This is a genomic window from Streptomyces sp. NPDC058008 (genome assembly GCF_042886395.1).
Classification (GTDB): Bacteria; Actinomycetota; Actinomycetes; order Streptomycetales; family Streptomycetaceae; genus Streptomyces.
On record NZ_JBHVQX010000014.1, the window covers coordinates 188,066 to 207,197 of the forward strand.

Sequence of the window (19,132 nt, forward strand, 5' to 3'; positions counted from 1 at the left end):
CCGTCTCGTTCCTCCTTGAACGTCGGTGAGCCGTCATCCGGCACACATCCCGGCCGGGACGGACGTCCCGCACGTGTTGCTGACGAAGGTGTTGCCGGTCCCCGAGGTGTCACGGTCGGCGAGGTCGGCCGGCTTGTTGCCCTGTACGACGTTGCGGCTGATGGTGTTGTCCGTGTTCAGCGCGCCCACGAAGCTCTTGAACAGCAGGATTCCGCCGGACAGCGGGGTCGAGCCGACGTTGTCCCGGATGATGTTGGACCGCACGTCCGTGGCCTCACTGCCGGTGAGGACGATTCCGGATCCCTGGATCGCGGACAGGCGCGGGGTCGCCGGACAGAACTTGTTGTTCTCGAGGATCCGGTTCCCGCTGATCGTCATCGCCCCCGCCGCGGGCTTCGACTCGTCGCCCACGACGAAGATCCCGCTGCAGTTGCCCGTCAGGGTGTTGCCGTCGACGACGAGGTTCCTCACCCGGCGGACCGTGACGCCGATGCGGTTCCCGCTCACCGAGTTCTCCAGCACCGCCGTCCCGCCGGTGTCGGTCGCACCGCCCTCCTCGCTGACCGAGTTGGCGACGAAGATCCCCGCGTCGCCGTTGCCCGTGGCGGTGTTGCGCCGGAAGTCACCCCGGGTCGACCGCTCCTGGGCGATGCCCCACGTCCCGTTGTTCCGGGTGGTGACCTTGCGCACGCTGAGCCCGTCCGTCCAGGACGCCCAGATGCCGCTCTCCTCGAAACCCGAGACGGTCAGCGAGCGGATGCTGACATCGTCGACGGTGCGGCCCTTGGTCCCGATGACGCAGATGCCGTTCCCGCCGGTGGCACAGGCGTTGGCGGCCTTGGCACCTCCGGCCGCGGCCGGAGCGATCACCGTCCGGCCACGGGTACCGAGCAGCGTCAGGCCCGGCTTGGTGATGAGAACGCTCTCGCGGTACGTGCCGGGCAGGACGACGATGGTGTCACCGGGCTGCGCGGCGTCCACCGCACTCTGAATGGAATCGCCCGGGCGCACCACATGATCACTGGGCCCCGCGGCGGCTGAGGGAGCGGCCGCGAGACCCAGTGCCGTGGCCGTGGAGAGAGTGATACCCGCCAGGCATTTCATGTGTCTTTTCCTCATGAGCCGAAGCTATGGGCGATCAACCGCCGCTGCCACGCAAGGTGAGCGTATGGATACATGGCGTGCCTGAATGGCTTACGCGCGCCCCGGGTGCCCGGCCGTGTCCGGGCACCCCGGGGCGCGCGTGCGCGCACGCGGTCGTAGCGTGGCCCCATGACGGGTGAGCGCGATCTCCGGACACTGCTGCACGGCATGCGGCCGGAGCTGAAGCCGGGGCGTTACGTCTACACGGCCCTGCCCGGTGGTGAGGTGCCCGCCGGAGTCACCCCCGTGGTCACCGTCTCCGAGCAGGAAGGGCTGACGCTCGTCGTCCCGGAGGCGCAGGCCGTGGCCGCCGGGCTGGCCTACCACTTCGCCGCCGGCTGGATCACCCTCCGCGTACATTCCGCGCTGGACGCCGTCGGACTGACCGCGGCCGTCGCCCTCGCCCTCACGGACGCCGGAATCAGCTGCAACGTGGTGGCCGGATACCACCACGACCACCTGTTCGTGCCGTACGCCCGTGCGACCGATGCGGTCGGCGTGCTGGAGGCGCTGGCCGCGGAGTCCGGGTAGCGGTGCCCGGCTCCGCGACGTGAGCCGGGACACGTAACATGGGCCCATGTCCTTCCTCCGCCGCCGCAGCGCCGCCACACCCGCGGGCCCGGACTTCGATGTCCTGGCCATGGACCCGGGCGACTGGCCCGGCAACCTCGGCGCCGGTCTGCTCCCCGCTCCCGACGGGAGCTGCCAGGGCGTGTTCCTGCGCTACGACCTGTTCGGCGGCCGCGGCCCCGCGATGATCATCGGCAATCTGCCGGAGGGCTCACCGGCGCGCGAGACCGAGGAGGGCCAGGTCCCCTTCGAGGTCGCCCAGCTCCTCCTCGCGCTGGAGAACGACGAACCCGTCGAGGTGACCGGCACCGAGGACGTGCCCGTCATGCAGGGCGACAGCCTGCTGATCGTGCGACGGATCAAGCTCTCCGAGAGCCGGATCTCCTGCGTCCAGTTCGACCGGAGCGACGGCGTGCTCGTCACCATCGCCAGCTGGGACCGGCCGATCACCGACGACCTCTACGCCCTGCTCAAGCCCCTGCCCGCTGAACTCTTCCAGCAGGGCTGACCCGGCCCCTCCGCGTCAGCAGCCGCGTGATCCCGGCAGCCGACGTCCCCAGCCCCGTGGGGCCCCCGAGGTGCCACGGGGCGGCCGATCCCCGACGCAGGTCCTCCTCGCGGTAGCGCCGGCACTCCCGGTGCCAGATCAGGATGCCCGCCATCCAGTGCTGGAGCTCCCGCACATAGCCGGCCAGCGTCTCGCGAGCCTCCGCGTCCAGACAGAGATCGTCGTACAGCACCGGCAGTTCGTGCTCGGCGACGTGCTGGAGCTGTCGCATCCGCCCCTTCATCAGGTCGTGCACGATCTCCACCCCCGTCGGATAGTCCACCGCGAAGAAGTTCTGCACGACCAGGACACCGTTGTGCACCTCGCCCTCGAACTCGATCTCCTTCTGGTAGGAGAACAGGTCGTTGAGCAGGCAGGCGTAGTCGGCCGCCGCGTTCTCCAGGGAACGCAGCGGCCCGCTGCGGTAGACCTCCTGGGGCACCTTCCTGCCGTGCCCCAGCCGGCACAGGCTCATCGTCAGGTCCGAACCGAAGGTGGCGCGACGCATCTCCACGTAGTCGACCGGATCGGGAACACGGTGCTGCGCCTGGTTCGCCAGCTCCCACAGCCAGCTCGCCGTCATCGACTCCACCGCCTCCCGGAAGCTCCGGCGCGCGCCCGCGTCCATCGGCCCCGCCGTACGCCTCCAGAGGTCGGCCAGGCCCCGCTCCAGCGCGTCGGCCGGTTCGGGCACGGCGGAACCGTCGAGCGGCATGAAGAGCGACAGCCGCTCGTTGGCCACCCGTGCCCCCGCCAGGTCACGGGTCCGGCCGTGAACCGCCGGATACCAGTCGTCGCCGTACGTCCCCCAGGTCAGCCAGGCCGACGACAGGTCCAGCTCGTCCGGTGTCGCCTCAGGAGCGAGCCCCGCCGCGCACAGCGGCAGATCCGTCGCGATCAGGCGGTTCTCGTCCCAGATGTGCGAGCCCGGCACACCGGGCTGCGCTTCCAGGAGCCCCATCCGCCGCGACCACTCCACGATCCGTACCCGCGCACCGGCCAGATGCGGGCTCAGCGTGGTGGTGAACGGCATCTCGAAGTCGGGCAGCAACGAGGGCCCGACGTGCTGGTACGGGACATGGGCGCGGCCGCGCAGCCGCGCCGACTCGGAGCGCGGAGTGAAGCGGACGGAGGCGGCGGCCATCCCGAGACCGGACAGCGGCTCGGAGGCCGCCGCCCCTTCGTTCATGTAGCGGCTGGAGCGCCTGTGCCACTCGTGTCCCCCGGACTGCCAGTCCTGCAGACCCTTGACGTACGCGAGGACGGCGGCCGTCTCCTCAAGGCTCAGGCCCTTCTCCGCGCAGAGCGGGGGCAGTTCGGTGAGAGCCGTGTTCTCGAACTGCTGGAGGCGTGAGGTCAGCAGATCGTTGACCGCCTCCGCGGCCTCCTGGGCCGAGCAGTCCAGGAACCTCTCCATCACCAGTACGCCGTTGCTGTTCTCACCCTCCTCCTCGACCTCGCGCTGGTAGGAGAAGAGGTCGTTGCGCAGGTGCACCGCGTCGGAGAAGGCGTCCCGCAGGACCCGGAGCGGACGGGAGTGCGCCAGCGACGCGGGGACCTCGGCGTCCGCCGCGTACTCCACCAGGCCCGCCGACCACGGTGCCCCGCCGACCTTGCGCCGCATCTCGATGTACTCGACGGGATTCGCGATCCTTCCCTCGTCGATGTTGGAGAGCTCCCACAGGGACTCGTTGAGGAGGTTCTCCGTCGACTCCGCGAACCTGGCCCGCCAGGCGTCCGACATACCGGGAACCGTCCTGGCCCACAGGTCGGCCAGCCCCGCCTCCACCGGATTGGCGGGCTCCGGCGTCGCGGCCCCCCGCTCCATCGGCATGAAGGCGGGCAGACGGTCCAGATACCGCTTCGCGCCCTCACGGTCCGGAGAGCGCTTGAAGAGCTCCAGGAAGTGGTCGTCGAAGAAGAAGACCCACACATACCAGTCGGTGACCAGGGACAGGGCATCGGACGGGCAGTCAGGATGGGTGTACGCGCAGAGCAGCGCGTAGTCATGGGATTCGAGGTCCTTCTCCTCCCAGACCCCGGACCCCTCCAGCATGCCCATCCCGCGCGCCCACGCACGGGTATGACTGCGGGCCGCCTCCAGATGAGGGTTGAGACGTGCCGGGTACGGCACGTAGAAGTCCGGCAGCGAGAAGGGCTGTGCCATGCGTGTCGGGCCTTTCCGAGAACTCGTGCGGTCCACCCGGACCGGTTCTGTCGGCGCCAGCACTACCCTTCGGCCATCCGGGGCACGCGCGGCGCGCAATAGTCACACAAGCTCAGGACCGGCGGCACACTGCACTCTTGACTCGCCGGCACCTCCCGCCACAGAGTGTGCGCCGACCGATGCACGCGGGGAGCGCTCCCTCGGAACGCTCTGCCACCCCCGCCCACGAAGGGTTGCCATGACGTCGAAGCAGAGGATCAGACTCGCGCTCGCACTGACCACGGCGGGGGCGCTGAGCGCGGCGCTCCTCTCCCCGGCGGCGGCAGGGGCGGACCCCGTACGGCCGGAGTGCCCCCGCACCCTCGACTGCGACTGGGTTCCCGCCGCCTACCAGCAGACCGGGGCCCCGGAGGACAAGGAGAGCTACGGCAACTACGACACCGCCGACCGGCCCGGGAGCAACGCCGTCAAGTTCATCGTCCTGCACGACACCGAGGTCGACTACGACACCACCCTGAAGATCTTCCAGAACCCGGCCAACCAGGCCTCCGCCCACTACGTCGTGCGTTCCTCCGACGGCCATGTCACGCAGATGGTCAAGAACAAGGACGTCGCCTGGCAGGCGGGCAACTGGTACCTCAACACCCACTCCATCGGTATCGAGCAGGAGGGCGTCGCGGCCGAGGGCGCCACGTGGTACACCCCCGAGATGTACCGCTCGACGGCACGACTCGTCCGGCACCTGGCCGCGAAGTACGGCATCCCGCTCGACCGGCAGCACATCCTCGGCCACGACGGAGTACCGCCCACCAGTGCGGCGGGGACACGGAACATGCACTGGGACCCCGGGCCCTACTGGGACTGGAACCGCTTCATGGCGCTGCTCGGCCGGCCCACGGTGCCCAGTGCCCCCAAGAACAGCGAACTGGTCACCGTCAGCGCGGACTTCACCAGGAACCAGCAGGAGTTCCGTGACTGCGAGAAGAGCATCGACCTGCCCCGGCAGGGCAGCAGCGCGGTCCCGCTCCACACCGGGCCGTCCGAGGACTCGCCCCTCTTCTCCGACCCCGGGCTGCACCCGGACGGCTCCCCCGGGACGAACTGCGCCGCGGACTGGGGCAGCAAGATCAACGCCACCCAGCAGGCCGTCGTCGCCGACAGGGCACCCGGCTGGACGGCGATCTGGTGGTACGGGGAGAAGGCCTGGCTCCGCACTCCCGCGGGCACCCGGGTCGTCAGCCCCACGGCCGGGCGCGTCGTACGGCCGAAGGCCGGCAAGGCGGACGTTCCGGTGTACGGCGTCGCCTACCCCGAGAAGGGCGAGTATCCGACGGACTTCGTCAAACCGACCGTGGGCACCCCGCTCGTCTACACCATCAAGGCGGGACAGGCCTTCCCCGGTGGTGGCGAGGCACCCACCGGCTACTTCTACGCCCCGACGATCGACGCCTCCAAGCCCTACGACCACACCTACTTCCGCGGAACCCAGACGTACGTCACGGTCCAGATCGGCCACCGCATCGGCTTCGTGAAGGCCTCCGACGTCGACGTGGTGCGCGCCGGCTCATGAGCACCGGCGAAGTCGTGAACGGCGCGCCGCGGGACCCGTGTGTCGGCACCGGTCCCGCAGCGCGCATCCCCCGTTCGTCAGGCCGGTCGCCCCCGGCAAGCTCAGCGCGTGCCCACAGCCGCGCGCACCGCCCGCCGGGCCATCGCGCAGTCGTCGTGCAGCCTGCGCAGCAGCAGCCGCTGCTCCTCGCTGGAGGACATCACGCCCTGCCGCGCCTGCCCGCCCCCGGCCGGCGCGCCGTCGCGCATGGCACGCTGGACCGCCGTCTCGTACGTACGGATCTCCCGGGTCAGCACGATCATCAGGTTGACCAGGAAGGCGTCACGGGCCGCCGCGCCCGCGGCCTGTGCCAGCTGGCTGATCTGGCGCCGTGACGCGGGTGCGTCACCGAGCACGGCCCAGAGCGTCGCCAGGTCGTACCCCGGCAGATACCAGCCGGCGTGCTCCCAGTCGACCAGCACCGGTCCCGTGGGCGGCAGCAGGATGTTCGAGAGCAGCGCGTCGCCGTGGCAGAACTGGCCCATGCCCTGCCGCCCGCCCGCGTGGGCCAGACCGTGCAGCAGCTTCTGCAGGTCACCCAGGTCACGGTCGGTGAACAGACCCAGCTCGTGATAGCGGGCGATGCGCGAGGCGTAGTCCAGCGGGGCGTCGAACAGGCCGGCCGGCGGCCGCCAGGCGTTGATCCGGCTGACCGCTCCGAGCACGGCCCGCAGGTCCGCACGGGGCGGTGCCTCGGCCGGATGCCTCGTCAGAGCCGCGACACGGCCCGGCATCCGCTCGATCACCAGGGTGCAGTTCTCCGGGTCCGCAGCGATGAGCCTCGGGACCCGGACCGGCGGGCGGTGCCTGACGAAGGCACGGTATGCCGCTATTTCGTGCCTGAACCGCTCCGTCCACGCGGGGGAGTGATCGAGTAAGCACTTCGCCACCGCGGTCGCGCGGCCGGTGGTGCCCACGATGAGCACCGAGCGCCCGCTCCGGCGCAGCACCTGCACCGGGTTGAACTCCGGACAGATGCGGTGCACCGAGGCGATGGCCATCCGCAGCTGCGCGCCCTGGACGCCGGACAGGTCGAGCCGTCCGCTGAGCGGTTGGGTGCCCGGCCCCGCCGCCCGCCGGGTCCGACCCGTGCCGGACGCCGGTGACGCGGCGCGGGGGTCGAGATACGGCCCGCCGCCCGCCCCGGAGGGGCGGAGCGGCCGGGGCGGGGCGGACACGGAGGACGATGCTGTGTACATGGGCGAGACAGATCCCTTCGTGCGCCGACAAGTTGCGTGCGCCGCCCCGGCCGGCGGCCGTTCGGCACCCTGGGGAGTACCTAGAGCTGCCGGGCGGGGTGGCGCTTTCCTACCTGACACCGGCCCGCGGGTGGCACAACATCTAGCGACCCCTGGCGAACCCTGGCGAATATTCGCCCGGCATCCGGCGGGGGGCTAGGGTCAAGTCAGCCGAGAACCTGGGGGCTTGACGTGACCGGAGAACCCAACACCCGCCTGTCCGACCTGTTCGGCCTGGCCGGCTGGTCGAAGGGCGAGCTCGCGAGAATGGTGAACAGGCAGGCGGCGGCCATGGGCCACCTCCAACTGGCCACCGACACCTCGCGGGTCCGGCGCTGGATCGACACGGGGGAGTCACCCCGCGATCCCGTGCCGGAGGTGCTGGCAGCTCTGTTCACCGAGCGGCTCGGCCGTGTCGTGACCATCGAGGACCTCGGGTTCGGCCGGCGCGGGCGTGTGGGGAAACGGCGGAAGGCCGGGACGCAGGACAATCCCGACGGTCTGCCGTGGGCGCCCGAACGGACGGCAGCGGTCCTCACCGAATTCACGGGAATGGACCTCATGCTCAACCGACGCGGCTTGGTGGGCGCGGGCGCCGCGCTCGCCACCGGCTCAGCCATCTCCGGCGCCATGCACGACTGGCTGCACTCCGAGCCCGCTCCGGCGGCCCGGGCCACCCGTCCCAACGACTCCCTGCACGCCGACAACGCGGGCTTCGACCTGTACGAGGCCGCCCCCATCGGGTCCGAGGAGATCGAGGCACTCGAGCACTCGGTCGAGGTGTTCCGGGCCTGGGACGCCTCCAGAGGCGGGGGACTCCAGCGCAAGGCCGTCGTGGGCCAGCTCAACGAGGTGGGCGGCATGCTCGCCTACCGCCACCCCGAACACCTTCAGCGCCGCCTCTGGGGCGTCGCCGCCAACCTCGCGGTCCTCGCCGGCTGGATGTCCCACGACGTCGGCCTCGAGCCCACCGCCCAGAAGTACTTCGTGATCGCCGCCCACGCGGCACGCGAGGGCGGCGACCGTCCTCGGGCGGGAGAGGCGCTCTCCCGCGCCGCCCGGCAGATGGTCCACCTCGGCCGGCCGGACGAGGCCCTGGACCTGATGAAGCTCGCCAAGTCCGGCTCCGGCGACGGGAACCTGCCGCGCACCCGGGCCATGCTGCACACCATCGAGGCCTGGGCGCAGGCGTCGATGGGACGCGGCCAGGCGATGAGGCGCACCCTCGGCGAGGCCGAGGAGCTCTTCGTCTCGGACAAGGGCGACGTACCTCCGCCCAGCTGGATGCAGATGTTCGACGAGGCGGACATGCACGGGATGCAGGCCCTGGCCTTCCGTACGCTGGCCGAGCACGATCCGAGCGCGGCGTCCGCGGCGCAGAGGCATGCCAAGCAGGCGCTGGAGCTGAGGGTGAACGGCCGTCAGCGGTCCAAGATCTTCGACTACATCTCGCTCGCCTCCGCGTGCTTCCTCGCCAACGACCCCGAGCAGGCCGACCGCTACGCGCGGCTCGCCCTGGTGTCGATGGGGGAGACGTCCTCGCACCGGACCTGGGACCGGCTGCGCGAGATGTACCGGCTCAGCGGTCAGTTCGCGGGCTACGGCAAGATCGAGGACCTGCGTGAGGAGATCGAGAGGGCCCTGCCACCGCGCGTGTCCGACAGGAAGGCCAAGGGATCCCAGATCTGACCCCGCACCGCGGATGCCGGGCGCAGGACGCTCTCCACCCTCCTGGCCGCGGTACAGACATGCCCCGGGGCCGGGCGCACGCGGGGCGGCCCGGACGCACGAGCGGTGAATCCCGGCACCACGGACCTTCCGCGAGTCCGCCGGTACTCCCTCACGCCTCGACGCGGGCCACCAGAACACAGGCGTCGTCGAGCCGTTCGGCCGTCCCGAGCTCCTCGACCACGGTCCGCACGCACTCCTGTGCCGTACGCGCCTGCGTGAGGCGAGGCGCCAGCCCGAGAAGCATGTCCGGGCCGGTGCTCCGGTCACTCCTGCGCGTCAGCCCGTCGGTGTGCAGGACGAGCACATCGCCGGGAAGCAGGTCCACCTGGTCCTGCTCGTAGGTCACTCCGGACGTGGCCCCGAGCAGCACCCCGTCCGGCGCGGGCAGCGGACGCCCCACTCCGTCGCGGAACAGCAGCGGTGCGGGGTGTCCTGCCTGCGCCCAGACGAGGGTGCCGGACGCCGGGTCGAAACGGCAGCACACGGCGCTGCCCAGGGCGGGCTGCGCCGAGCATTCGATCAGCTGGTTCAGATGCCCCATGACGGCTCCCGGGCCGACTCCCGCCACCGCCATGCCCCGCAGGGCGCCGAGCAGCATGGCCATGGCCGAGGTGGCCGGGATCCCGTGGCCGGTGAGGTCCCCGACGGTGAGCATCGTCCCCCCGTCAGGCAGCGGCAGCGCGTCGTACCAGTCGCCGCCGATCAGATCGCTCGACCCCGACGGAAGGTAACGCGCGGCGATGTCCAGGCCGCTCGCCCCCCGGCCCGGCAGCGGCAGCGAACCGCGCCACGGCGGGAGTACGGCTTCCTGGAGTTCCACGGCCATCCGGTGCTCGGCCCGGGCCATCTGCTCCCGTCGCCGCGCCGTGTCCCGCGTCCTGCCCACGATGTGCTGGCTGCGCCGCAGCCTGCTGACGTCGCGCAGGACCGCCCACATCGAGGCGGTGCAGCCCTCCTCGTCGAGAACGGGCTTGCCCGTCATGTGCAGGGTCCGCATACCGCCGTCGGACAGCAGGATCCGGAACTCGCCGTCTATCGGCCTGCCGTCCACCAGGCAGTCGGTCACCATCGACGTCAGCAGGGGCTGGTCTTCCGCGAGGAGGACGGACGGCAGCTCGTCCAGGGACAGCGCCCCCGTTCCCGGTTCCCTGCCGAAGATCCGGTAGAGCTCGTCGGACCAGCTGACCTCGTCCGTGAGGAGGTTCCATTCGGCGCTGCCCACCCTGCTGAGCAGTGAGCCCGCCGCCGGCTCGGCCGCCGTCGCGGCGGTGTCCTCCGCCGCGCCCTCGGCGGTCACCTGGTGGGGGATGCCGTCCCGCAGCTGGCCCAGGTGCTCGCCGAGATCGTCGAGCTGGTGGACGGCGAGTTCGCAGAGCGCCCGCTGCCAGCGCAGCTGGGGGTCGTCGTCCATCACGGAGGTGTCGCGCCGCACGGCGTCCACGTCACCGCGCAGCAGCCGCGTCCTGCTGATGAGGGCGTCGACGGCGGTGCGCTCGGGGGGCTGTGGGGCGGGGCGGTCCGCAGACAGATGGGACGGCATCTGGTACTCCGATACAGGCGGCACGGCCGGTTCGTGGGGGTGGACCGAACACGACTGTTGCACAGGCGGGAAGGCCCCGTAAGGGGTTTGGCAACACTCGACCCGTTCTTGCTTCTGGCATATGCCTTCGGCCGGGCCGGGCGGTGTTCTGCCGAACACCCTTGCCCCTGGTGGGCAGTTGACGCAAGTCGCCCGGCGCGGCGAGCTGGGCGTACGCCCGCGCACACGGCCCCCTGCGGCTCACACCGGCCGGGGTCGGGGCGTACGCGGGGTCGCGGGGGAGTGACGGGCTCGCGCCGGGCGGCTGCGGAACCCGGTGCGATTCGAGGCCGCCTCCGAGGTCATGGCCGGGGCATGCCTCGACCGCGCGTTCGGGCCCCGGGGGGAAGCTTCTCGGCCGACTCTCCGGCCCGCAGGCCGACCCTTCGGCCCGCAGGCCGACCCTTCGGCCCGCAGGCCGACCCTTCGGCCCGCAGGCCGACCCTCCGGTCCGCAGGCCGACCCTCCGGCCCGCTGGCCGGGCCTTCGGAGCGGGAATGACCGCGGCGGGATGCGTGTTCTGTCAACCAGAATCGAAAACGACACCCATTCCCATCCTGGGGGCGGGGTCGGATCCTGTCTGGAGGTCCTGATGGCGCGTACTGAGACCAGGCCTGTCGTCCTGCTCCGTTCGACGGCCGGAACCGGCCATACCTACGCGACGAGGAAGAGCCGGCGCAACGACCCCGACCGGCTGGAACTGCGGAAGTTCGACCCGGTCGCCGGGCGTCACGTCATGTTCCGAGAGGCTCGCTGAAGATCGCCTGCCCGGCCTTGCTCCCGCCCCCGGTGCCCCCGGCCTGCATGGTCGTGGCGTGAATCACATCAAGGGGGCGGGTGCGCGGGAACGGCGCGCGGTGGTTTATCGTTCATCTATACGTGGAAGTGGCTGGGCTCAGCCCGCCGAGCAGTGATCGGTCTTCCCTTCCGCGCACAAGCCGCCCCGGCTGGATTCCCCCGATCCGGCCGGGGCTTCTCCTTTGTCCACGCGATGTCCCGGACGGGCTCGGGCGTCCGGGGCCCGCACGGTGCGGCACCCGTCCGCCGCCGCACGCCCCGCGCTCACATCGTCCGCGTGAGATCCGAGGCGTAGTGCTCGATGGCGGGCCGGTACTGCCGTACGTGCGGACTGTCGCTCGTCGTGGCGACCAGGCGCAGCAGGAGCTGCATGGCCTCGTGGTGTTCGCCGGTGTTGAACAGCGCCATGGACAGGAAGGTCCGCAGCGCCCCGTCGTCCGGAAACTCCGACACCCCGCGCCGGAGCGTCTCCACGGACTGCCCGAACCTGCCCAGGACGCGATACGTGCTGCCGAGCCCCAGAAGAGCTGCCCTGCGGTCCTCGTCGCTGAGCCCGCCGCCCTGAAGACTCCGTTCGTAGTACGGCACGGCCTCGGCCTCCAGGCCGAGCACATCGTGCACCCACGCGGTCTGGTAGGCGACGTCCACCGCCTCCGGGAACGCGGCCGTGAGGGAGAGGAGACGCTCCCTCGCCTGTTCGGGATGCCCCTGCTCACGCAGCCGCACAGCCTCCGCCAGCAGCTCGTCCTTGTTCCGTGCGCTCATGCGCACATCGTCGCACCCGGGCCGGGGGTGTGGCCGCCGGGGTTGGGGGCATCCGTTCCGCCATGACAGCAGAGGCGGATCCTCGTGCACGACGCATCGGTGTGGGACGGCGGCTGCTGCGCGCCGCGGTCCTGGTGGCGGCCTTTCTGGCGCTGGTGGCATTCTCCGTCGTCCTGGCGAAGGTGACGCTCACACCGTCACCGGCGTCCGAGGACCTCGTGCACTCCAACCTGAAGCCGGGGCGCTCGCTGCGCCAGTACGCGGAGGACTACACCTTCCTCGCCGCGTGCAAACAGGCGGGGGGAAATCTTCTGCTCGGTGCGCCGTTCGGTGTGCTGATCCCGATCCTGGTGCCGCGCAGGCTGCGGATGATCCGGATGACCGTGCTGACCGTCCTCGTCATCGCGGTCATCGAGCTCGCGCAGGGAGCGCTCGTGGCGGGCCGCGCCTTCGACGTCGACGACGTCATCCTCAACACCGCCGGCGCGCTCCTGGGATACCTGCTGGTGGGACGGCGTATCAGCCACCGCTACCACGCCCTTTCGGAGGTGCCGGCCGCGGCGGGTGCAGCGAAGCCCGCCGCCGGGAGGACCGCCAAGGCCGCGCCGGGCGCCAGGGACGGAGTGAAGACCGCCCCGGGACGGAAGCCGCGGGCCAAGGCGAAAACCGGTACGAGGACGAAGCCCGTCGTCACGCCGAAGCCCGGGGCCTCCAAGTCCGGTGGCACGGCCGAAGCCGCTGCCACGTCCACGTCCCTGGGCAAGCCGAAGGCCGGGGCCAAGGCCAAGGCCGGTACAGGCGCACGCCGGAGCGCGTCCGCGCCGGTGGCTCGCGGACGCGCTCTGCTCGACAGGTGGCGCGGCTGACGGGAGGGCCCGGGCGGGGGAGCGCCCGGAACCCGCCGGCGTGGAGCTAGAGCGCCGGGTAGGCGTTCTTCATGAGCTCCTGGAACTGGGCGGAGAACCACTGCCCGGAGACCGGGGCGTTGGGCAGGGCCCCGGACATGTTGTTGTTGTTGCGGGGGTTACCGGTGTACGTCGGGTCGCACATCCGGTCGAATCCCTTGCCCTCGTTGTTCGGGATCTCCTTGCTCGAACCGTCCGACTCCCCCGGGGGCTTCATCCAGACGTACGCGTCGATGCCGGGTGCGGGGGCCGCCTTCGGCCGCTCGCCGAGACCGGCTCCGGCCTGGTTGCACCAGTTCCCGAGGTGGATGCGGCGGTCGTACCGTCCGCCGTCCACATAGGTGTCGACGTTGGTCGTCGCACCGGGACCGGACGGACGTGCCGTGCCGCCCCAGCCGTTGCGCGAGGTGTCGATCAGCATCCCGATGCCGGAGTCGAAGCCGACGGAGACGAGTTCGTTGCGGAAGGCCTGGGCGAAGGACTGCTCGTCCGTGTACCGGTTCCAGTCGACCCACTTCGACTGGCGCACCGACGTCCCGTTGACGGAGTCGTTGATGGTGAAGTGGTCCTCCTTCGTCGGACCGTAGTTGGCCGTGTTGACGATGAAGCCGTGCACGTCGTTGACCGTCGCGCCCTCGGAGGTCGCGGCGACCTTGAAGGTGTCGGCCGACGGGCGGAAGTTGTCGTCCCAGCCGATCCAGCCGTGGTGTCCGGCGTCGATGTAGTTGTAGACGTTGGGCGCGTCGCCGAGCTTGTTGAGCGCGTAGCCCACGCCCTTCTCGTAGTTGCCGTTGGCCTTCATGACGTCACAGGCCGGGGTGGCGGTCGCACGGCTGCCGGTGTTGGTGACCAGGTTGGGCAGCGAGTCGATCTCGACGGTGGTGACGATGCGCAGGCCGGCGTACTTCGAGTCGGCGAGGATCGCCGCGATCGGGTCGATGTACTCCGTCTTGTAGCGGCCGAGCTCGGTGGGGCCGAGCTCGCCGTTGGAGGCGAGAGCCGCGCAGTCGCGTCCGGGCAGGTTGTAGATGACGAGCTGGACGACGAGTTCGCCGGACCCCTTCTGGGTCAGGGCCGCGTCCAGGTGGTCACGCAGCCCCATTCCGCCGTTGACGCCGTTGATGGCGGCGATGCGGTCCAGCCAGACACCCGTCGGCTGGTTCGACACGCGGCTGCCGCCCGGCTCGGCGGCCGCCTTCGCCGACCACTCCGGGTTCACGTAGACCTTGGCGCCCTCGTACGGGTTGTTGACACGGTTCCCCGCGGGCGGGCCCGTGGGGTCGGTCGGGTTGGTCGGGCCCGTGGTGTCACCGTTGCAGGTGACACCGTTCAGCTTGAAGGTCGTGGGTACGGTGCTGTTGCCGTTGCCCGTGGCGTTGAACCCGAAGGAGGCCGAGCCGCCGGTGGCGAGAGCGCCGTTGTAGGAGAGGCTCTTCGCGGTGACGGCTGCACCGGCCTGCGAGACCGTGGCGTTCCAGCCCTGACTGACCTTCTCGCCGCCGGCGAAGGACCACTCCAGCTGCCAACTGGTGACGGCGGCACCGTTGTTCGTGACGTTCACCGCGGCGGTGAGTCCACCGTTCCACTGGTTCTGGATCTTGTAGTCGACCGTGCAGCCTGCCGCCGCTGCGGCGGAGGCTCCGAAGGGGGCCGCCGCGGCGGCGGAGCCCGCGGCTGCGGCGACGAGGGTTCCCGCGGCGATGAGTGCCATCCGGGATCGGCGCAGGGAGGTGCGGCTCGTGCGGCTCATGCGATTTCCGTTTCCTCAGCTGTCGAGGGCGCGTGTGTCATCACGCGGCCCGGTTCCGTACGGGTGGGGATACAGTCGTGTCGCTGGTCGAGGACGGGGCCGTGGAGTGGTCCCAGGTGTTCCGGGCCCGTCCGGGAGGGGACTTCCGCCGTCGAACCCCTGCGTGACCCGGGCGGTGAAGCCGCCGGGGCAGGTGTTCCGGCCCGTCCCGCCCGCGCGAGAGGGACCATGGTCGGAACGGTGCGGAGTGGGGAAGTGCCGGCGTCGCCCGTCCGCGTCGATGCCGGGATGGTGGATGTTTCACGGGGGTCGCCGGGCGTGGGTGCCCGTGGTCCCGCGGGGGCAGCTGTCGTCGGCGTACGCGTCGCGAGGGCGGCGTGGTCACCGGGGGACGGGCCCCGTGGTCCGGTGCCGCCCGTCCGGGGGCGCCGTGCCGGGGCACGGGCCCCGCCGGGCCCGGTCCTCCGGACAGTTCTCCTCCGGTCGGCCGCGTACAGCGGTTCGTGGTCCTCAGGCCAAGTGGTACTCCTCGTCCGGGGGTTCGGGGCGGCTGTTCCCGTCGGCGCCCGTCCGTGCGCAGGCGTGACCGGCGAGCTCGTTGCCGCGGGCATTGGTTCCTGGCTGACCGTCAGGAGCGACGGCGGATCCGGCGGACCGGTGGTGCCGGTCGGATCCGTGGTGCGCGGTGTGCTGTCGGACCTGCGCGCACCGGAAGCGGGCCCGGTCCCGCGCAGGGGGCCGGGGATTCCGCCGTGGCGCCCGTACCGCTCGCCCGTGTCCTGCCCCGGCCGTCGCCGGCCGCGGTGCCCTTGACCCGGTGACCACCACCCCGGTGGCGCGCGGTGCTGCTCTCCACCGTGCGTACGAGGTCGGATCCGGAAGCCGTGACCAGGGTCGTGCGGGTGCCTCCGGCCATGTCGGGCACCACCCCGGAGGGTGGCTTGAACACGTGCGAAAGGTGCGGGGAGAAACGCATGAGCGACTCCTTGCAGACCGGGCGTGCCCCCTACGGCACGTCGACTGGTGGAACCGCTCCCACTGGTGTGGCTTGACGTTAGAGCGTCAAGTGGTGTCGGTCAACACACCTGTTCTCATCTCTTGCTATCGAAATAATTCGACTCTTCAAGTCTCTTGACTCTCTTTTCCCCCCTCCCCATCCTGGGAGCGCTCCCACTGGTTCAAGGCTTGTGCTCAACCCCGCACGCCCCCCATGTCGCCGAGCCGCGAGGAGGTACCGCGCATGCCATCGGGACGCGCACGAAGAACGTGGTTACCGAGAAGACCGGGCAGAACCGGAGCCGGAAACCGACGCTTGATGACCGCACTGGTGGCCGCGCTGGCCCTCCCCCTGGGAATGACCGCCGCATCCGGGACGCCGGCCCAGGCCGCCGCGGTCCAGTGCAGCGTCGACTACAAGGCGAACGACTGGGGTTCGGGTTTCACCGCCGAACTCACCGTCACCAACAGGAGCACCGCCGCCCTCGACGGCTGGACCCTGACCTACGCCTACGCCGGCAACCAGCAGCTCACCAGCGGCTGGAACGGGACCTGGTCCCAGTCGGGCAGGAACATCACCGTCAAGAACGCGGCCTGGAACGGATCCGTCGCCGCGGGCGCCGCCGTCACGACGGGCGCGCAGTTCTCCTACAGCGGCTCCAACGCCGCGCCGACCGCCTTCGCGGTGAACGGAACCGCGTGCGTGGGCGCCCACCAGCCCCCCATCGCCGTCCTCACCAGTCCGGCGGCGGGCGCCGTCTTCTCCGCCGGAGACGCTGTCCCCCTCGCCGCCACCGCGGCCGCCGCCGACGGGGCGGGGATCAGCAAGGTCGAGTTCTACGACAACACGACCCTGCTGGGCACCGACACCACCTCCCCCTACACCTTCAGCGCCCAGGGGCTCTCCGCGGGCGCCCACTCGGTGTACGCGAGGGCCTACGACAGCCTCGGCGCGTCCGCGGAGTCCACCCCGGCGGGCATCACCGTTGTGGCCGGCCCGGCCGTCGTCGCCACACCCGCCCAACTCGGCGTGCAGCAGGGCAAGTCCGGGACCTTCAACGTGTCACTGTCCACCGCGCCCTCCGCGAACGTCACCGCGACGGTGGCGCGCACCGCGGGCAACACGGGACTCAGCGTCTCCGGCGCGGCCGGCCTGACGTTCACCCCGTCGAACTGGTCCACGCCGCAGAAGGTCACGGTGGCCGCCTCCCCGTCAGGATCGGGTGCCGCGACCTTCACCGTCACGGCCCCGGGCCACAGCAAGGCCGAGGTCACCGTCACCCAGCTCGCCGCGGCGAAGGACTACGACGCCCGCTTCCTCGACCTGTACGGGAAGATCACCGACCCCGCGAACGGCTACTTCTCCTCGGAGGGCATCCCCTACCACTCCGTCGAGACCCTGATCGTCGAAGCGCCCGACCAGGGGCACGAGACGACGTCGGAGGCCTACAGCTACCTGATCTGGCTCCAGGCGATGTACGGGAAGATCACGGGGGACTGGACGAAGTTCAACGGTGCGTGGGACACCATGGAGAAGTACATGATCCCCACGCACGCCGACCAGCCCACGAACTCCTTCTACAACGCGTCGAAGCCCGCCACCTACGCGCCCGAGCACGACACACCGAACGAGTACCCGGCCGTCCTGGACGGTTCGGTGGCCTCCGGGGCGGACCCCATCGCCGCCGAGCTGAAGAGCGCGTACGGCACCGATGACATCTACGGGATGCACTGGATCCAGGACGTCGACAACGTCTACGGATACGGCAACAAACCCGGCACGTGCTCCGCCGGACCCACGGCGACCGGGCCGTCGTACATCAACACCTTCCAGCGCGGGCCCCAGGAGTCGGTCTGGGAGACCGTCACCCACCCGACCTGCGACAACTTCACCTACGGTGGTCGCAACGGCTACCTGGACCTGTTCACCGGGGACGCCTCCTACGCCAAGCAGTGGAAGTTCACCAACGCCCCGGACGCGGACGCCCGTGCCGTACAGGCCGCCTACTGGGCCGACGTCTGGGCGAAGGAGCAGGGCAAGTCGAGCCAGGTCTCCGCGACCGTCGGCAAGGCGGCGAAGATGGGTGACTACCTCCGCTACTCCATGTTCGACAAGTACTTCAAGAAGGTCGGCAACTGCGTCGGTCCCACCACCTGCCCGGCCGGCAGCGGCAAGGACAGCGCGCACTACCTGATGTCCTGGTACTACGCCTGGGGCGGTGCCACCGACACCTCGGCCGGCTGGTCCTGGCGCATCGGATCCAGCCACGCCCACGGCGGCTACCAGAACCCGATGGCCGCCTACGCGCTGAGCTCCGTCGCCGACCTCAAACCCAAGTCGGCCACCGGGCAGCAGGACTGGGCCAAGAGCCTCGACCGGCAGCTGGACTTCTACCAGTGGCTCCAGTCGGACGAGGGAGCCATCGCGGGCGGTGCCACCAACAGCTGGAAGGGCAGTTACGCCCAGCCCCCGGCCGGCACGCCGACCTTCTACGGCATGTACTACGACGAGAAGCCGGTCTACCACGACCCGCCGTCCAACCAGTGGTTCGGCTTCCAGGCCTGGTCGATGGAGCGCGTGGCCGAGTACTACCACGAGTCGGGCGACGCCCAGGCCAAGGCCGTCCTGGACAAGTGGGTCGACTGGGCCCTGTCCGAGACGACCGTCAACCCGGACGGCACCTACCTCATGCCGTCCACCCTCAAGTGGTCCGGTGCCCCTGACACATGGAACGCGTCGAGCCCCGGCGCCAACTCCGCACTCCACGTCACCGTCGCCGACTACACCAACGACGTCGGTGTGGCCGGTGCCTACGCCAGGACGCTGACCTACTACGCCGCCAGGTCCGGTGACGCCGAGGCGAAGGCCACGGCCAAGGGACTGCTCGACGGTATGTGGGGCCACTACCAGGACGGCGCAGGGATCGCGGTGCCGGAGACACGCGCCGACTACAACCGCTTCGACGACCCGGTGTACGTCCCGAACAGCTGGACGGGCACCATGCCCAACGGGGACACCATCGACAAGAACTCGACGTTCCTCTCCATCCGGTCGTTCTACAAGGACGACCCGAACTGGCCGAAGGTGCAGGCCTACCTGGACGGCGGTGCCGCTCCGGTCTTCACCTACCACCGGTTCTGGGCGCAGACCGACGTCGCACTGGCCCTGGGGGCGTACGCCGACCTCCTGGAGTGAGTGACCTCGGTACCAGGGGTTTCCGGCCGCCGGCGGGGCCCGCCGCCGGCCGGAAACCCCCCACCCGACCCGGCCCCCCCGCGACCCGCCCCCCCCCCCCCGCGCGGGGGGCCCGGGGGCTGATAAAGGGCATTAAAT

At 70.6% G+C, this 19,132-nt stretch carries 13 protein-coding genes; 7 read left to right on the forward strand and 6 right to left on the reverse strand.

The window, feature by feature from the left end:
* Positions 1 to 33: 33 nt before the first annotated feature.
* Positions 34 to 1,119 carry a nitrous oxide reductase family maturation protein NosD gene (locus tag ACFVS9_RS16640; RefSeq protein WP_389932911.1) on the reverse strand — a complete coding sequence of 362 codons (1,086 nt, stop codon included), beginning with the start codon at positions 1,117 to 1,119 and terminating at the stop codon, positions 34 to 36.
* A 153-nt stretch (positions 1,120 to 1,272) separates the two neighbouring features.
* Here ACFVS9_RS16640 and ACFVS9_RS16645 point away from each other — a divergent pair, with 153 nt between their 5' ends.
* Entirely contained in the window at positions 1,273 to 1,674 is a 402-nt protein-coding gene (locus ACFVS9_RS16645) for an ACT domain-containing protein (RefSeq protein WP_383118435.1), read from the forward strand.
* A gap of 46 nt (positions 1,675 to 1,720) precedes the next feature.
* Positions 1,721 to 2,221 carry a hypothetical protein gene (locus tag ACFVS9_RS16650; RefSeq protein ID WP_031095964.1) on the forward strand — a complete coding sequence of 167 codons (501 nt, stop codon included), beginning with the start codon at positions 1,721 to 1,723 and terminating at the stop codon, positions 2,219 to 2,221.
* Here ACFVS9_RS16650 and ACFVS9_RS16655 read toward each other — a convergent pair.
* Positions 2,184 to 4,427, reverse strand: coding sequence for a germacradienol/geosmin synthase (locus tag ACFVS9_RS16655; protein ID WP_389932914.1), 2,244 nt, complete (start codon positions 4,425 to 4,427; stop codon positions 2,184 to 2,186). The genes ACFVS9_RS16650 and ACFVS9_RS16655 overlap by 38 nt on opposite strands.
* 238 nt (positions 4,428 to 4,665) lie before the next feature.
* Between ACFVS9_RS16655 and ACFVS9_RS16660 the strand changes: the two genes are divergently transcribed.
* On the forward strand, positions 4,666 to 5,997 hold the full coding sequence (locus ACFVS9_RS16660) for an N-acetylmuramoyl-L-alanine amidase (RefSeq protein WP_389932917.1): 1,332 nt from the start codon (positions 4,666 to 4,668) through the stop codon (positions 5,995 to 5,997).
* Between the two features lie 101 nt (positions 5,998 to 6,098).
* On the opposite strand, the gene ACFVS9_RS16665 is transcribed toward ACFVS9_RS16660, so the two are convergent.
* Positions 6,099 to 7,235, reverse strand: a complete 1,137-nt coding sequence (locus tag ACFVS9_RS16665; protein ID WP_383118438.1) for an aminoglycoside phosphotransferase family protein — start codon at positions 7,233 to 7,235, stop codon at positions 6,099 to 6,101.
* A 231-nt stretch (positions 7,236 to 7,466) separates the two neighbouring features.
* Between ACFVS9_RS16665 and ACFVS9_RS16670 the strand changes: the two genes are divergently transcribed.
* A complete protein-coding gene (locus ACFVS9_RS16670) occupies positions 7,467 to 8,963 on the forward strand; it encodes a hypothetical protein (RefSeq protein ID WP_383118439.1) in 1,497 nt (498 codons plus the stop codon).
* 151 nt (positions 8,964 to 9,114) lie between these two features.
* Here the strand turns inward: ACFVS9_RS16670 and ACFVS9_RS16675 are convergent, their stop codons facing one another.
* The gene (locus ACFVS9_RS16675; RefSeq protein ID WP_389932920.1) at positions 9,115 to 10,545 is read right to left on the reverse strand and encodes a PP2C family protein-serine/threonine phosphatase; all 1,431 of its coding nucleotides are present in this window, start codon (positions 10,543 to 10,545) and stop codon (positions 9,115 to 9,117) included.
* 631 nt (positions 10,546 to 11,176) lie between these two features.
* Between ACFVS9_RS16675 and rpmG the strand changes: the two genes are divergently transcribed.
* Positions 11,177 to 11,341, forward strand: a complete 165-nt coding sequence (gene rpmG, locus ACFVS9_RS16680; RefSeq protein ID WP_383118441.1) for a 50S ribosomal protein L33 — start codon at positions 11,177 to 11,179, stop codon at positions 11,339 to 11,341.
* A 305-nt stretch (positions 11,342 to 11,646) separates the two neighbouring features.
* Here the strand turns inward: rpmG and ACFVS9_RS16685 are convergent, their stop codons facing one another.
* Complete coding sequence (locus ACFVS9_RS16685; RefSeq protein WP_383118442.1) at positions 11,647 to 12,147, reverse strand: tetratricopeptide repeat protein; 501 nt, start codon at positions 12,145 to 12,147, stop codon at positions 11,647 to 11,649.
* A 62-nt stretch (positions 12,148 to 12,209) separates the two neighbouring features.
* On the opposite strand from ACFVS9_RS16685, the gene ACFVS9_RS16690 reads away from it, so the two are divergent.
* On the forward strand, positions 12,210 to 13,013 hold the full coding sequence (locus ACFVS9_RS16690) for a VanZ family protein (RefSeq protein ID WP_389932924.1): 804 nt from the start codon (positions 12,210 to 12,212) through the stop codon (positions 13,011 to 13,013).
* 46 nt (positions 13,014 to 13,059) lie between these two features.
* On the opposite strand, the gene ACFVS9_RS16695 is transcribed toward ACFVS9_RS16690, so the two are convergent.
* On the reverse strand, positions 13,060 to 14,802 hold the full coding sequence (locus ACFVS9_RS16695) for a glycoside hydrolase family 6 protein (RefSeq protein WP_383118444.1): 1,743 nt from the start codon (positions 14,800 to 14,802) through the stop codon (positions 13,060 to 13,062).
* Positions 14,803 to 16,117: 1,315 nt separating this feature from the next.
* On the opposite strand from ACFVS9_RS16695, the gene ACFVS9_RS16700 reads away from it, so the two are divergent.
* Complete coding sequence (locus tag ACFVS9_RS16700) at positions 16,118 to 18,994, forward strand: glycoside hydrolase family 48 protein (RefSeq protein WP_389932927.1); 2,877 nt, start codon at positions 16,118 to 16,120, stop codon at positions 18,992 to 18,994.
* Positions 18,995 to 19,132 lie beyond the last annotated feature (138 nt).

What these genes read in the sequence shown, in the direction of transcription:
- ACFVS9_RS16640 (WP_389932911.1), bottom strand. Translation starts at nt 1,119, where the DNA reads ATGAGGAAAAGACACATGAAATGCCTGGCGGGTATCACTCTCTCCACG.
- ACFVS9_RS16645 (WP_383118435.1), top strand. Translation starts at nt 1,273, where the DNA reads ATGACGGGTGAGCGCGATCTCCGGACACTGCTGCACGGCATGCGGCCG.
- ACFVS9_RS16650 (WP_031095964.1), top strand. Translation starts at nt 1,721, where the DNA reads ATGTCCTTCCTCCGCCGCCGCAGCGCCGCCACACCCGCGGGCCCGGAC.
- ACFVS9_RS16655 (WP_389932914.1), bottom strand. Translation starts at nt 4,427, where the DNA reads ATGGCACAGCCCTTCTCGCTGCCGGACTTCTACGTGCCGTACCCGGCA.
- ACFVS9_RS16660 (WP_389932917.1), top strand. Translation starts at nt 4,666, where the DNA reads ATGACGTCGAAGCAGAGGATCAGACTCGCGCTCGCACTGACCACGGCG.
- ACFVS9_RS16665 (WP_383118438.1), bottom strand. Translation starts at nt 7,235, where the DNA reads ATGTACACAGCATCGTCCTCCGTGTCCGCCCCGCCCCGGCCGCTCCGC.
- ACFVS9_RS16675 (WP_389932920.1), bottom strand. Translation starts at nt 10,545, where the DNA reads ATGCCGTCCCATCTGTCTGCGGACCGCCCCGCCCCACAGCCCCCCGAG.
- rpmG (WP_383118441.1), top strand. Translation starts at nt 11,177, where the DNA reads ATGGCGCGTACTGAGACCAGGCCTGTCGTCCTGCTCCGTTCGACGGCC.
- ACFVS9_RS16685 (WP_383118442.1), bottom strand. Translation starts at nt 12,147, where the DNA reads ATGAGCGCACGGAACAAGGACGAGCTGCTGGCGGAGGCTGTGCGGCTG.
- ACFVS9_RS16690 (WP_389932924.1), top strand. Translation starts at nt 12,210, where the DNA reads ATGACAGCAGAGGCGGATCCTCGTGCACGACGCATCGGTGTGGGACGG.
- ACFVS9_RS16695 (WP_383118444.1), bottom strand. Translation starts at nt 14,802, where the DNA reads ATGAGCCGCACGAGCCGCACCTCCCTGCGCCGATCCCGGATGGCACTC.
- ACFVS9_RS16700 (WP_389932927.1), top strand. Translation starts at nt 16,118, where the DNA reads ATGACCGCACTGGTGGCCGCGCTGGCCCTCCCCCTGGGAATGACCGCC.